This is a genomic window from Miltoncostaea oceani (genome assembly GCF_018141545.1).
Taxonomy (GTDB): Bacteria; Actinomycetota; Thermoleophilia; order Miltoncostaeales; family Miltoncostaeaceae; genus Miltoncostaea; species Miltoncostaea oceani.
Genome location: NZ_CP064356.1, coordinates 1411931 through 1425791, shown reverse-complemented (window position 1 = coordinate 1425791; position 13861 = coordinate 1411931). Strand labels below are relative to the sequence as shown.

Annotated in this window: 9 protein-coding genes; 5 read left to right on the top strand and 4 right to left on the bottom strand. The window is 76.9% G+C overall.

Annotated elements, in window-relative coordinates:
- Position 1: 1 nt before the first annotated feature.
- Positions 2-1561, bottom strand: a complete 1560-nt coding sequence (locus IU369_RS07270) for an RNA polymerase sigma factor (RefSeq protein ID WP_246551460.1) — start codon at positions 1559-1561, stop codon at positions 2-4.
- 169 nt (positions 1562-1730) lie between these two features.
- Positions 1731-2621 (bottom strand): alpha/beta fold hydrolase, encoded by an 891-nt coding sequence (locus IU369_RS07265; protein ID WP_217923907.1) that lies wholly within the window; start codon positions 2619-2621, stop codon positions 1731-1733.
- A 69-nt stretch (positions 2622-2690) separates the two neighbouring features.
- Between IU369_RS07265 and IU369_RS07260 the strand changes: the two genes are divergently transcribed.
- From IU369_RS07260 to IU369_RS07240, 5 genes are all read left to right on the top strand, one after another.
- Positions 2691-5384: a LuxR C-terminal-related transcriptional regulator gene (locus tag IU369_RS07260; RefSeq protein WP_217923906.1), complete on the top strand. Its 2694-nt coding sequence runs from the start codon at positions 2691-2693 to the stop codon at positions 5382-5384.
- 181 nt (positions 5385-5565) lie between these two features.
- On the top strand, positions 5566-6921 hold the full coding sequence (locus IU369_RS07255) for a phenylacetate--CoA ligase family protein (RefSeq protein ID WP_217923905.1): 1356 nt from the start codon (positions 5566-5568) through the stop codon (positions 6919-6921).
- Complete coding sequence (locus IU369_RS07250) at positions 6918-7742, top strand: N-acyl amino acid synthase FeeM domain-containing protein (protein ID WP_217923904.1); 825 nt, start codon at positions 6918-6920, stop codon at positions 7740-7742. The genes IU369_RS07255 and IU369_RS07250 overlap by 4 nt, the downstream gene beginning before the upstream one ends.
- A 109-nt stretch (positions 7743-7851) precedes the next feature.
- Complete coding sequence (locus IU369_RS07245; protein WP_217923903.1) at positions 7852-10029, top strand: EAL domain-containing protein; 2178 nt, start codon at positions 7852-7854, stop codon at positions 10027-10029.
- A gap of 102 nt (positions 10030-10131) precedes the next feature.
- A complete protein-coding gene (locus IU369_RS07240; RefSeq protein ID WP_217923902.1) occupies positions 10132-10905 on the top strand; it encodes a YfgM family protein in 774 nt (257 codons plus the stop codon).
- 54 nt (positions 10906-10959) lie between these two features.
- Here the strand turns inward: IU369_RS07240 and IU369_RS07235 are convergent, their stop codons facing one another.
- Together IU369_RS07235 and IU369_RS07230 are read right to left on the bottom strand one after the other, a co-directional pair.
- Positions 10960-12684: a S8 family peptidase gene (locus IU369_RS07235; RefSeq protein ID WP_217923901.1), complete on the bottom strand. Its 1725-nt coding sequence runs from the start codon at positions 12682-12684 to the stop codon at positions 10960-10962.
- Between the two features lie 77 nt (positions 12685-12761).
- The gene (locus tag IU369_RS07230; RefSeq protein ID WP_217923900.1) at positions 12762-13841 is read right to left on the bottom strand and encodes a response regulator transcription factor; all 1080 of its coding nucleotides are present in this window, start codon (positions 13839-13841) and stop codon (positions 12762-12764) included.
- Positions 13842-13861 lie beyond the last annotated feature (20 nt).

The following is a 13861-nucleotide window of genomic DNA, read 5'->3' as shown; positions in this document are numbered from 1 at the left end:
GCTAGGGGAGCAGTCCCCCGCCGCCGACGACGGGCGGGAGGGCGACCGGCGGCACCTGGACCGTGACGGACGGGACCGGCAGCGGCAGGACCGGGGGCGTGACGGCGACGGCGACGCCGTCGTCCGGCGTGACGGAGACGCCGACGTCGGCCGTGACGGGGGGCGCGACGGGCGTCCGCACGTCGACCCCGACGCGCGCGGTCGTGCCGCCGGTGCCGGTCGTCGCGCCCACCGTGGCGGTCGCCGACGTGCCGGGCACCACCGGCGGGACCGCGACGGTCGCGCCGGCCTGGACGCCCTGGGCGCCGGCGGTGGCGCCCGCCTGGACGCCCGGGAGGGTCGCGCCCGCCGAGACGGCGGGGGCGGCGGCCGTGCCGCCGGCGGCCGGGGACGCCGGCGCGGTGCCACCGCCGGGCGCGCCGCCGCCGCCCGTGGGCGCCGCGCCCGCCGGGGCGGGGGACGCGGGGGCCGCGGGCGTCGTGCCGGCGCCGCCGCCGGCCGGGGCGGCCGCCGGGGCGACCGTGGCCGCGGGGGCGGCGGTCGCGCCGGTCCGCACGCGCGGGGCGCGGACGCCGGTGGCGGCGGCCGTCGCCGCGGTCGGCGCCGGCGCCGCGACGGCGGCGGCGGCCGGGCGCTCGGGCACGGCGCGGGTGCCCTCGGCGGCGGGCGCGAGGGCGCCCGAGGAGACGAGCAGCGCGGCGGAGGCCACGAGCGCGGCACCCGCGGCGCCGATGCCGCCGACGAGCGACGCGCCACCCAGGCCACCGGCGCCGGCCGCCCCGGCGCCACCCGTGATCAGGGCCGCCGCGCCACGCTCGGCCAGCAGGCCCGGCAGCGCGGGGAACAGCGCCGCGAGCTGACGTGGGCGACGGGCGATGCCCGCGCGGAAGTCACGGCACCCCTCGCAGCCGCGCAGGTGCGACGAGACGGCGCGGGCGCGGAGCACGCGGCCGTCCCCGTCGGAGATGCGGCGGCGGACGTCCCCGCACGCGAGGGACCGGCCGGCGCTGTACTCGCCGAGCGACACTCGGGCCTCGTGGATCAGCTGCTTCGCGGTCTCGGGGGTGGCGCCGAGGGTCTCGGCGATCTGGCGGTGGGACAACCCGCTGAGCTCGCGGAGCACCAGCGCGGAGCGCTGCGGGGTCGGCAGGGCCAGCAGGTCGGTGCGCAGCTGGGCGAGCTCCTCGCGGGTCTCGGCCCGCTCGGCCGGCCCCTCCGACGGCGCCGAGGTCTCGCCGCCGCTGAGCGCGTCGTGCGGCCGGCGGCCGCCGACGACCCGCACGCACTCGTTGTGCGCGATCCGGAACAGCCAGGGCCGCAGGTTGACGGCCCCGTCACCCCGCCCGAGCGCCCGGTAGGCGCGGATCATCGTCTGCTGGAAGGCGTCCTCGGCGTCCTGCTCGTGGCGCAGCACGGCGCGGCAGTAGCGCGACAGGGGGTCCCGGTACCGGCCGAACAGGATCTCGAAGGCACGGTCGTCGCCGCGGGAGACGCGGCGAGCGAGCTGGCCGTCGCCCTCGGCCGCGAGGCCCGGCGGGCGGAGCGCGCGCGGTGGCCGCATCGTGATCACGGGGACACCCTCCGCGATGCGGGCGCGCCGCTCAACCCTCGGAGGTTCAGTGCGTGGTGCACGCGGGATCCTCTTCCGGGTCGCGGGGTCGGATCTGGGGACATGCGGAAACTGCCACGGCCGCCCCTCTACGTGCCCCGGTCCCGGTCATGCGGAAACATCAGCCCGCGGCCGGGTCCCCCTCGGAGAGGAAGGCGAGCAGGGCGTCGCGCGTGGCCTCCGGCGCCTCCTCGGGCAGGAAGTGACCGCCGGGCACGGGATGGCCGCGGACGTCGGCGGCGACCGCCTCCCACGCTGCGCGGACGTCGTACAGGCGGTGCATGGCGCCGTCCTCCCCCCACAGCACGAGCAGCGGGCAGGCCACCCGCGTCCCCGCGTCGGCCCGGTCGTGCTCCAGGTCGATCGTCGCCGCCGCGCGGTAGTCCTCGCACGAGCCGTGGATCGCCGCCGGGTCCCGGAACCAGCGGACGTACTCGGCGATCGCCTCCTCCGCGACGGGCTCCGCCCGGCCCGACCACCGCCGCACGGTCTCCCGGAGGAACCACTCGGGGTCGCGGCCGATCATCGTCTCGGGCAGGCCGTCGGGCTGGATCAGGAAGAACCAGTGGTAGTAGGCGGTGGCGAACGCCTGGTCGACGCCCTCGAACAGCGTCCGGGTGGGGACGATGTCGAGCACGGCCGCCCGCTCGACGACGTCCGGGTGGTCGAGGGCCATGCGGTGGGCGACGCGCCCGCCGCGGTCGTGCCCCGCCACGGCGAACCGCGCGTGGCCGAGCTGCGCCATCGCGGCGACCAGGTCGGCGGCCATGGCCCGCTTGGAGTAGGCCGCGTGGCCGGGTCCGCCCGGCGGCTTCGAGCTCTCCCCGTACCCCCGCAGGTCGGCGGCGACGACGCGGTGCCGGCGCGCGAGGTCGGGGGCGATGCGGTGCCAGCACGCGCGGGTCTGGGGGTAGCCGTGCAGGAGCAGCAGCGGGGGGCCCTCGCCCGCCGTCGCGAGGGCCACGGTCGTGTCCCCCACCTCGATGCGGCGGGGGGTGAATCCGTCGAGCATCGCCGGATCCTGCCAGCCCGTGGCCTCCGCGTCTCGCCCGGAGGCGCCCGCCGTCCTACCATCACACCCGTGGCCGGACCGTCCGCATACGTGGCGTCACCGCCGCGGCTGGTCGGCCGCGCCGAGGCGCTCGGCCAGATCCTGGAGCTCGCGGCGGGCCGCCCGGGGGTCGTCGTGGTCGCCGGCCCCCCCGGCGCCGGGGCGTCCCGGCTGGCCGACGAGTCCGCCTCGCGGCTGGCCCTCGACGGGGCCGCCGTCGTGGTCGCCGAGGACGGCGGCCCCGGTCTCGCGGCCCTCGAGGCGGCCCTGACCGCCGCCGGTCACACGGCGGACCCCACGGGGGCGGCGCGCCTGCGGCCGATCGTGGCACTGCTCGGCGACCGGGCCGGCGAGCCCGGCCTCGTCCCCACCCTCGTGCGCCGGCTGGGCGGCTCGCGCGCCCTGGTGCTGATGACCGCGCGCGCCGCGGCGCCCGGGGCGCCGACGGTGGTGCTGGGCCCCCTGGGCGCGGAGGACGCCGCCGAGCTGGCGCGCGTCGTGGCCCCCGGCCTCGACGCGGTGGGCGCCGCCGCGGTGGCCGACCTCGGGGACGGGCTGCCCGGGCGCATCGTCCCCCTGGCGCACGCCGCGCGGCGCTGGCCGGGCGGTGACGTGCCGCTGCCGCTGCCGCCCGCCCTCGGCGCCGACGTGCGCCGGATCCTGGCACGGCTCGATCCGTGGACCCGCGACCTCGCCGGGTGGGTGGCGGTCGCCGACGAGCCCGCGACGCCCCAGGCCCTCGCCCGCGTCTGCCGCCAGGACCCCGGTCGCATCGAGCGCGGGCTCGACGCACTCGTGGCCGCCGGCCTGCTGGAGGAGGTCCCCGGCCCCCCGCGGATCCGCTGGGTCCACCGCGAGCGCATCGCCCGCGCCGTCGTGGCGGACGCCCTGGGCGGCGCCGAGCGCCGCCGGCGCCACGCCGCCGCCCTCGTCGCGGGCCGGGCGATCGGCGACCCGCCCGACGCGCTCCTGCACCACGCGCTCGGGGCGGCCGACCCGGAGGCCGTGGTGGCCTACGGCATCCGCTCCGCCCGCCGGGCCCGTGGCGCCGGCGACCCGGAGGCGGCGCTGCGCGACGCCGGCCGGGCACTCGACTGGTGGCCCGCCGAGGCCGGCGCGTCGATGCGCCTCGCCGCGCTCCACGAGCGGGGCATGGCGCTGCTCGACCTGTCGTCGTGGCACGAGGCGATCGAGAGCCTGGAGGAGGCCGCGCGGGGGCGCCGCGACCTGGGCGAGCGGGACGCCGCCCTGTCGAGCGCCTCGGCCGCGTCCACGGCGCGGTGGGCGCTCGGCCAGCACGACGCGGCGCTGCGCACCCTGCAGGACCACCTGGCGCGCGGGAGGGCGCCGGGGGAGCCCGCATCCGCCGAGCGCGGCGAGGCCCTGACGCAGGCGGCGGGGATGGCGGTGATGACGTCGCGGTTCGGCGAGGCGATGGGCCTGGCGGGCGAGGCGCGCGCCGAGGCCAGCGCCGCCGGGGCCGACGAGGTCTCCACCCGGGCGCTGATCTTCATGGGCATGGCCGAGAGCGGGCGCGGCGGCCCCGGGGGGCTGCTGCACCTGGCCCGCGCCCGCCGCGAGGGCGAGCGCGCCGAGGGCGCCGCGCTGCGCAACGAGACGCTCGCGATGATCTACGAGAGCCACGTGCTGCTCGCGGTCGGGCGCCCCGACGACGCCGCCGCCTGCGCCCGCGCCGGCGCGGTGCGGGCCCACGAGCTGGGGCTCATCGACCACGAGCTGGTGCTCGGCGGCAACCTCGGCGAGGCCCTGTCCACCGCCGGCGAGCTCGCCGAGGCGCGCGCCGAGCTGGAGCGGGCCGCCGCGGGCTGGAGCGCCCTCGGCCGCGACTCCCACTCCCCCGCCGACCCCGGCATCGCCTGGCTGCTGTTCGCGGAGGGGCGCATCGACGAGGCGCTCGCGCACTACCGCGAGCTCGCCCCCGACACCGGCGGCGAGGCGCCGCTGTTCGAGCAGATCGCGCCGCTCGCCGCGGGCCACGCCCTGTCCGCGGCGGCCGCCGGCGAGGAGGCCGAGGCCGCCGCGGTCGCGACGACGGCGATCGCGACGTGGGACGGCACCGACGACCGCCTGACGTCGGTGATGCTGCTCGCCGCGGGCGCCGAGGTGCTCCGGGGCGCCGACGCCGACCGCTGCGCCACGGCGCTCGCCGAGATGGCCGCGGCGGGGGCGCCCCTCGCGGCCGCGGCGCAGGCCTACGCGGAGGGCTCCATCGCACGGGCGACGGGGTCCCCCGCGGCGGGGGCCCGTCTGCGCGACGCCGCGACGGCCTTCGAGGGCCTCGGCCTGCGGTGGTGGGCGACCCGCGCCCTCTTCTGCGCGGGCCTCGCCGACGGGCGCACCGACCAGGCCGGCCAGGACCTGATGCGCGCGCGGCGCGAGTTCCGGGCGATGGGCGCCGACGGCTGGCGCCGGCGCGCCGAGGCCCGGCTGCGGGCGACCGGCCACCGCATCCCGACCCGCTCCCGGCGGCCGGCCTCGCCCGGCGCCGGGCTGTCGGCGCGCGAGCACGAGGTGCTGGAGCAGCTCGCCCTCGGCCTGCGCAACCGCGACATCGGCGACCGGCTCTTCATCAGCGAGCGCACCGTCGCCCGGCACCTCGTCCAGATCAACGCCAAGCTCGGCGTCTCCACCCGCACCGCGGCCGTCCACGCCGCCCGCGAGCTCGGCCTGCTCTCCGAATCGGGGCTCGGCACCTCCTACTGAGGCGGTCACCGGTCGCCGTTCGGCGTCTCTGGTGGATTCGGGACGTCGCATCCATCGGGAGTGATGGTCAATTCTGACCATGATTCGCGCGCACACCCGCCGATAGCGTCCGCCGCGTCACAGCAGGTCCCACGCGTGGAGAGGACGACCGATGCAGACATCGACGTCGGAGGTGAGGGACATGAGTCGCCCGGAGGCGCCCCTGACCGCCGGGGAGCGCGCGGCCCTGCGCACGTTCCGCCGCGCGGCGCTGACCTCCCGCGGGTACCGCGCCCACCTGGAGCGGCTCGGGGTGGACCACCGTGCCGTGACCCGTCTGTCGCAGGTCCCGTACACCGACAAGCAGAGCGTCTTCGGCGACCACATCGACTTCTGGCTCGACGGGGGCCGCGTCTCCGACGCGGCCGAGCTGCTCACCTCGAGCGGCGCGAGCGGGCTCTTCTCCGTCGGCGTCACCTCCCGCTCGGAGCGGCGCGCCCAGGAGCGCACGTTCGACCTGGTGCTGCGGTCGCTCGGCGGCGGCGAGGAGACCACCACCCTCGTCATCAACTGCCTGCCCATGGGGATCTCGATCCCCACCCGCCTCGCCACCGTCGCCAACCCCTCCGTGCACCTGGAGATGGCGGTCGAGACCCTCGTCCGCGCCGGGTCGAGCTTCGACCGCGTCGTCATCGCGGCGGAGCCGGTCTTCCTCAAGGAGCTCGCCGAGCGGGCGCTGCGCGAGCGCGGCCCCGGCTTCGCCGAGAACGTCGTCGCCTGCTTCGTGGGCGGCGAATGGGTGTCGGAGAGCTGGCGCCGGTACGTCTCCGAGCTCTTCGGCTTCACGGACGACCCGTCCTCGCGCGTCGGCGTGATGGTGTCGATGGGCGCCGCCGAGGTCGGCCTGCACGTCCTGCACGAGACGCCGGCGCAGCGCGCGGCCCGCCGGGTGCTCGACAGCCCGATGGCGCGGCGCAGCCTGTTCGGCCGCGACCCCGGCTACTCGCCGACGCTGCTCGCGTGGGACCCGAACCGCTTCTTCGTGGAGGAGCGCGCCCACGACGACGGCACGTCCTCGCTGGTGCTGACGGCGCTGACGCGGCGCCTGCTGCCGCTGGTGCGGTACGACCTCGACGACGAGGCGCAGATCATCACCGCCGCGACGCTGAACGCCGAGCTCGGCCGCCAGGGCAGCGCCCTGCGGCTCGACCGGCCGGTCGTCGCCCTCTGGGGCCGCCGCGGCGCGGCCGTCACCGGCGACGGGTGGAGCCTCCGCCCCGAGCTGGTGAAGGAGGGCCTGTTCTCGACGGCCGCGCATGCGGGGGCGCTGACGGGCCGCTTCCGCATCGCGGCCTCGGGGAACCGCCCGGTTCTGCACGTCCAGCTGCGCGAGCACGTGCGTCCCGGCCCCGGCATCGAGGCCGCCCTGCGGCACATGGTGACCATGGCCGCCGGCGCGCCCGCCGACATCGTGGTGCACGAGTACCGCGAGTACCCCTACCACGAGGCGGGGGACTTCCAGCACAAGCCCGCCTACGTCGACCGTCGTCCCGCGTGACGACGGCCGAGCGCGTGCGGTTCGAGGCGGAGCCCTCGACCGCGGAGATCGACGTGGTCGCATCGGACCGCATCGAGGACATCGACGCCGCCCTGTCGGTGATCCACGACGGGTTCGTCGAGGCCGGCTACCTCGCGCCGCAGCCGTCGGGACGGCGGATGCACGCGTCCTACCTGAACCCGGGCACGATCTTCTTCGTCGCCCGCATGGACGGGGTCCCCGTGGGCGCGTGCGCGTTCGTCGCCGACGGCCCGTTCGGCCTGCCCTCCGACCGGGCCTTCGCCGAGGAGAACGACGCCCTCCGCGCCGGTGGCGGGGACGTGCTCCACGAGGCCGGCTCCCTCGTCGTCGCCCACGCCCACCGGCGCAGCACCCGGCGGATCGTGATGCGCCTGTTCGCGGCGATGACGCGCGTCGCGCTCGTCGAGTTCCCCGACGCGCCGGTTCCGCTCGCCGTCGCCCCCGAGAACGAGCGCTTCTACTCGTCGCTCGCCGGCGCCGTGCCGATCGCGGGCAGCCGCCCGCTGTACGGGGCGCCCGCCATCCTCCTGCTGACGGGGGGCGCGGCCCTCGCCGGCCACTGCGCCCAGCGGGTCACCCCGAGCCAGCGCCGCATGGACGCCCTCATCACCGAGTCGGAGCCGACCTGGCTGACCGACCGGCGCACCGACCGCCCGCCGCCCGCCGGCTGGCTCGAGGACCTCATGGACGAGCAGGGGGTCACCGCGGCGCTCGCCGCCCAGATCGAGCTGCTCTCCACCCGCCACCCGCACGCCCTCGGCCGCATCCTCGGCCGGGCCCGGATGCCCATGGTCGCGTAGCAGCCCCGACGCCGCTCTGCTCAGGGGCGTCATCGCGCGTGCCGATAGCCCACCTGTGATCGCGACCCACGTCCCACGGTTGCAGCTGCCCCGGTTGGACGACCGCCGGGTGCTCCTGACCCTCGTCATGGCCGCCGCCGCCATCCTCACGGTGGCGACGATGGCCGAGACCGGCCGCGTCAGCACCGAGGTCGCCGCGGCGAGCGCCGTGATCCTCGTGAGCGTGATGGCCGTCCTCGGCCTGGTCGCGACGCGCGAGGCCGCGTCGCGGACCAGCGGCGTCGAGGCGACCGTCTGGACCCTCTTCGCCCGCGGGCTCGCCTCCTGGAGCCTCGGCTGCATCCCGTACCTCGTCTTCCTCCTCACGGGCGGCGACGTCCGCAGCCCCGCCGCATGGAGCCAGATCGGCTTCCTGATGGCGTACCCCTTCTGGTACCGGGCCCTCTGGCTGATGCGCCAGCCCGCCCTGCACGAGTCGCGCCGCCACCGCGTCGAGGGCTGGGGCATCGAGCTGTCGGTGCTGGCCAGCCTCTTCGTGATCGTGGTCGCGCTGCTGTGGCAGCCGACGCTGCCGGCGACCCAGAACATCGCCCTCCAGGTGCCGGTCGTCCTCGACCTGCTGCTCCTCGCGGCCCTGTTCAACGCGGTCCGGCGGTCCGCCGTCACCCGCCAGACGGCCTTCGTCTGGTTCGCGTACGCGTTCATCGCGCTCGGCGTCACCGACGGCCTCGTCACCTACATGGTGACCCGGGACCTCGGCGCCGGGCTGATCGGCGTCGCGATGATCGGCTTCATGCTGGCGATGGCGCTGCTCGCGCTCGCCGCCCGGCGGCCGATCCGCGTGACCGAGGCCCAGGCCGTCCTCGGCCCCTCGAAGACCCTCCTGGCCGCGATCGGCCTGCTGCTGAGCGGCCCCGCCGGCGTCCTCGCCCCCACCGCCGTCCGGCCGTTCGTCTTCCTCGTGGCCGGCCTCCTCTTCTGGCGCCTCGTCGCCCTCCTGCGCGTCCACGGCCAGACCGACACCGACCCGCTGTCGGGCTTCCTGGAGCAGCGCGCCTTCTCGCGCCACGTCGCCGGCGTGGTGCAGGCCGCCTCGTCGAGCCGCCCGGCGGTGCTGGTGAGCGTCGACCTCGACGGCTTCGGCCGCTGGAACGCCCAGCACGGCTACGGCGCCGGCGACGCCCTGCTCTCCGACCTCGCGGTGCAGCTCGAGGGCTGCGGCCTGACGGGCGGCGTCTGGAGCCGGCTCGCCGGCGACCGCTTCGCGTGGATCGGCATCGGCCACGAGCCCGAGGACGGACGCCGCATCGCCGAGACCGTGCAGACGATCGCCGCCGGCAACGCCGGTGAGCTGACCGCCCGCGCCACCTTCGTGGTGCTCCCCCACGACGCCGAGAACGCCGCCAACGCGCTCGCCGCCGCCGAGGAGGGCCTCGCCGCCGCCCGGGCCGGCGCACGCCGCGTCGTCGCCTTCGACCGCGGCCGCCTCGACGGCGTCGAGTACACCGCCGGCTACACGGCCTCGCTCGCCCAGCGCCGCGAGTCGATCCTCACGGTGCTGCACGCCCCCGAGACGATCTCCACCGTCTTCCAGCCGATCGTGTCGCTCAGCGACGGCCGCACCGTCGGCTTCGAGTCGCTCTCGCGCTTCCGCGCCGAGCCGCAGCGCCCGCCGGACCGCTGGATCGCCGAGGCGCACGCCGTCGGCCTCGGCCTCGAGATCGAGGTGGAGTGCGTCCGCCGCGCCTGCGCGCTGCGCCACACCATCCCCGCCGGCGCGTACCTGTCGGTGAACATGAGCCCCGACGCGATCCTCGCCCCCGAGATGGAGGAGGCCCTCGGCGACGGCACCCTCGAGGGGCTCGTCATCGAGATCACCGAGCACGAGGCCGTCGGCGACTACGCCCGCCTCTCGTCCCGTCTCGCCGACTACCGGGGCCGCGGCGCGCTCGTCGCGATCGACGACGCCGGCGCCGGGCACGCGTCGATGCGCCACGTGACGCAGCTCAACCCGGACTACATCAAGATCGACCGCTCCCTGATCCACGACATCCACCTCGACCACGCCAAGCGTGCGCTGGTGCGCTCGATGGTCACGCTCGAGAAGGAGCTCGGCGCCGCCATCGTCGCCGAGGGGATCGAGAGCACCGACGAGCTGGCGACCCTCCGCTCCCTCGGGGTCCCGTACGGCCAGGGCTACCTCCTGGCGCGGCCCCACCGCACGGCGACGCCCGCCCCGTGGAGCAGCGCCCTGCTGTCGCTCACCGACCCCGCGGTCGAGGCCTAGAACCCGCCTCGCGGCGCGGCGGCATCCGCCCCGTCGCGAAAGATCCGGGGGTCCCCGGCCGATGAGTGGGTCGACACCTCCCCCTCACGGAATGGACCCACGGTGATCTCCTTCATCAGCCGACCCCTGCGCATCGTCGCGCTCGTCGTCCTGCTGGGCGCCGTCGGCGGCGCCTGGTGGGTGTGGCAGGGCGCCCAGACCAGCACCGCGGTCGAGGCGACCGACGCCGTCTCGGAGTTCCGCACCGCCGACTCCACCCCCGACGTGGCCCCCCGGCCGGGCGTGCCCGCCGCGGGCGTCTACCGCTACCGGGTGACCGGTGAGGAGGCCGCCGGCACCGGCGTGCTCTCCGCCGAGCGCCCCCTGCCCGCCGAGGCCGTCTACATCATCTCCCCCACGGCCGAGGGCTACCACGAGGACCTGCGCTTCTCCCAGGAGCACGTCGAGGAGGCGCGCTTCCGGGTCGACCCGGCGGGCACCACCGCCGAGTGGCGCCGCACCAAGGTCACCTTCGTCGGCATCGGCGCGGACACCCGCGACGACGTCGTCCCGGCCGCCCTCGACCACCCGCGCCCGATGAAGGCCGGGGACGAGTGGGGCGGCGACTACCAGCTCGGCGAGCTGGCGGTCAGCTACACGGCCAAGGTGACCGGCACCGGTACCGCGACGGTCGACGGGCGCACCGTCCGCACCGTCACGTACCGCACCGACGCGACGTTCGAGGGCCCGACGCCGGGCACCCGGACGGACATCGTCGTGTTCGCCCCGGCGCTGTCGCTGCCGGTCTCCTGGTCGATCGACCAGACCACCGGTGGCGCCTCCGACTTCACGATCTCCGCCGACATGGAGCTCGTGAGCGGCACCCCCGAGCGCTGAGCCCCGCGCCGGAGGACGCCCCCACCGCGGGGGCGTCCTCCGGGCGTGCACCCGTCAGGCCCGGCGCAGCGCCCGCAGGCGGACGCCCGCCGACGGTGACGGCGCCAGCGTCGCCGAGCCGGCGTAGGCCACCCGCAGGCGCCAGTTGCCGACGGTGGTGAGGCGGCGCGTGAACCCGAAGCGCCCCGTGTTGCTGGTCCTCACGATCCCGACGCGGGTCCAGCCGCGGCGGACCGAGAAGCGCTGGATCTCGAGACGGACCCGGCGCAACGCCGGCGCGGTGCGGCCGGTGCAGACCGCCTTCACGCCGCGGCGCGCCCCGACGAACGCCGCGCGCCCCGCCGGGACCTTGCGGCCGGCGACGGTGCACGACCAGAAGAACCGGGCGGTGGGCAGCGCACGCGGCGGCGCGGGGGCGGGCGGGGCGGGCCGGACGTAGGCCTGGGCGGCGCGGAGCGCCGCGAGCGCGTCGATGCGGCCCGACCCGAAGACCGGGTCCCTCCCGGGCGCGCCGAGGTCGACGGCGCTGGACTGCAGGAGACCCTGCACCTCGGACGCCGTGAGGTCCGGGCGGATCTGGAGCATCAGGGCGGCGAGTCCCGCCGTGATGGGGGTCGCCATCGACGTGCCCGACAGGTTCGTGAAGCCGATCCCATGGGTGGGGGGCGTCACGGGCGGCTGGGCGTTCGGCGGGATGCGCTGGTCCCAGGTGGAGAGGATCCCGTGCCCCGGCGCCGAGACGTCGACGAAGTCGCCGTTGGTGCTGAAGGGGGCGATGTTGTCGTCGGGCTGGGTCGCGCCGACGCCGATCACGCCGGGGAACGACGCCGGGTAGTTCGGCACCCCCGGGTTGTCGAGCTGCCCGTTGCCGGACGACGCGACGAGCACCTTGCCGTTCGCGAGGGCGAGGTTCACCGCGTCCTGCAGGGACTGGTGGAACCGGTCGGTGCCGAGGGACATGTTGATGACGCGCACGTCGTTGCGGCGCGCGGCGTCAGTGAGCGCCTCGGCGACGTCGCGGACCCACTTGGCGTCGGTGGACTGGGTCGACCCGGGCGGGCCGCCGCGGAGGCTGACCTTGTACGGGATGACGACGCAGTCGAAGCAGGCGCCCGTCACGCCGTTGGCGTTGTCGCTGACCGCCGCGATCAGGCCGGCGACGTGGGAGCCGTGCAGGGTGCCGAGGTCGACGTCCCGGGCACGGACGCTGGTGGTGCCGTACGCCGCGGTCCCGGAGTCGAAGTTCCGGCCGGTGAGGAGCTTCGGCTTGAGCTCGAGGTGCTCCGTGTCGAACTCGCTGTCGATGACGAGCACGCGGGTGTTGGCGTCGCCGCGGGCGATGTCCCACGCCGCGGGGAAGTTGGTGATCGTCCAGTGCCAGTTCCACGACGCCGTGAGCTGGCCGGCGGCGACCTGGCCGGGCTGGGTGAAGATCGTGTCGCTCGGCGTGAGCTGGGCGCCGGCGGTCTCGCCGGGCTGCATGTGGTCGATGCGCCAGACGGCGGGGTCGCGGCGCAGGGCGAGGTGCGCGGCGCCGACGTCGCCGTCGATGCGGTACGAGGCCCACCCGATCCCGGGGATGGTGCCGTCGAGGGCCAGCCCGGTGCGGGCCGCGACGTCGCGGGCGGCCTGCTCGGAGAACGGGGTCAGCTTCGCGAGGACGACGGGGTCGCGGTCGCCGGCGGCGGGTGCGGCGGCCCCGGCGGCGGGCGCCAGCGCGGCGGCCGCCCCCACGGCGGCGAGGGCGAGGGCGAGGCGGGTGCGGCGTCGTCGTGTCATGGGGTCTCCCGGGGATCGACGCCCGGATCGTCGGCCAGCGCCCGCGGGGCTGTCCATACGCCGTTCGGCGTATGGCCTCAGCCGGGGTCCGGCACCCCACCGGCCGCGACGGCGCGCGCCGCCGCGGCCGCCCGCGACCGCACGCCGAGCCGGTCGTAGACGTGCTCCAGGTGCTTCTGGACGGTCCGCGGGCTGACGGCGAGCATCCGCGCGACCTCGGCGTTGCCGTGGCCGCGGGCGACCAGGGCGAGCACCTCCGCCTGGCGCGCGCTGAGCCCGAGCCCGAGGAGCGCGGCGCGCTCCGCCCCCGCGCGGTGCTCCTGCAGCAGGATCACGTCGTAGACGTCCCGGTCCGCGGCCGGGAGGAGGCGGGCGACCAGTCGTCCGCGCGCGCCCTCGACCACGAGGTCCGTGACGGGCCGCCGTCCCGGGGCGCCGGGGGGCCGCAGCCACGCGGCGAGGGCCTCGGGCAGGGTCCCCGCGCGGAGGGGTGGCGGCAGGTGGGCGGCGAGCATCTCGGGGGCGCCCGCGCCGACGTGGACGATGGTGCCGTCGCGGCCGACGGCGATCGCGGCGCGCCCGCCGTCGCCGAGCACCCGGTCGGTGAGCGCGGCGAGGGTGCGCACCGTGGCCCGTGCGGCGGCGTCACGCCGCAGCCGGGCGAGGTGCGGGCGCAGCAGGTCGAGCATCTGCCGGTCGCGCTCCCCGAAGTCGCGGCGGTCGCGGTTGAGGGCGATGCCGACGATCTCGCCCGGGCCGGCCGGCAGCGTGACGGCCATCTGGTACTCGACGCCCATCGGGCCGTAGACGGTGCGGTAGAGCTCGGTGCGGCGGAAGTCGCGACGGCTCAGCAGGTCGGAGATCTTCATCGGCCGCGGGTCGCCGGTCGTCGCATAGTGGGCGACCAGGGGGTTCTCCCCCGCCAGCCGCAGGAACGCGGCGACGCGCTCCGGCGTCATCGCGTCGGGAGGGTCGAGCAGCACCAGCGGCTCGCCGTCGCCCGTGATGTCGTTGTACGAGATCATCGACGCCGGCACGAGCCGTGGCAGGCCCTCCATCAGCCGCCGCCGGAAGTCGGCGGGGTCGGCCGACTCGGCGGCGTCGCCCACGAACCGCAGGGCGGCCGCCAGGTCGGATCGTCGGAGGGCGGTGGACATCGGCTCAGGCCGACTCTACG

Bases quoted from the DNA above. Each gene is read 5' to 3' on its own strand.
- IU369_RS07255 (WP_217923905.1), top strand. From the start codon at position 5,566: ATGAGTCGCCCGGAGGCGCCCCTGACCGCCGGGGAGCGCGCGGCCCTG.
- IU369_RS07235 (WP_217923901.1), bottom strand. From the start codon at position 12,684: ATGACACGACGACGCCGCACCCGCCTCGCCCTCGCCCTCGCCGCCGTG.
- IU369_RS07270 (WP_246551460.1), bottom strand. From the start codon at position 1,561: ATGCGGCCACCGCGCGCGCTCCGCCCGCCGGGCCTCGCGGCCGAGGGC.
- IU369_RS07265 (WP_217923907.1), bottom strand. From the start codon at position 2,621: ATGCTCGACGGATTCACCCCCCGCCGCATCGAGGTGGGGGACACGACC.
- IU369_RS07230 (WP_217923900.1), bottom strand. From the start codon at position 13,841: ATGTCCACCGCCCTCCGACGATCCGACCTGGCGGCCGCCCTGCGGTTC.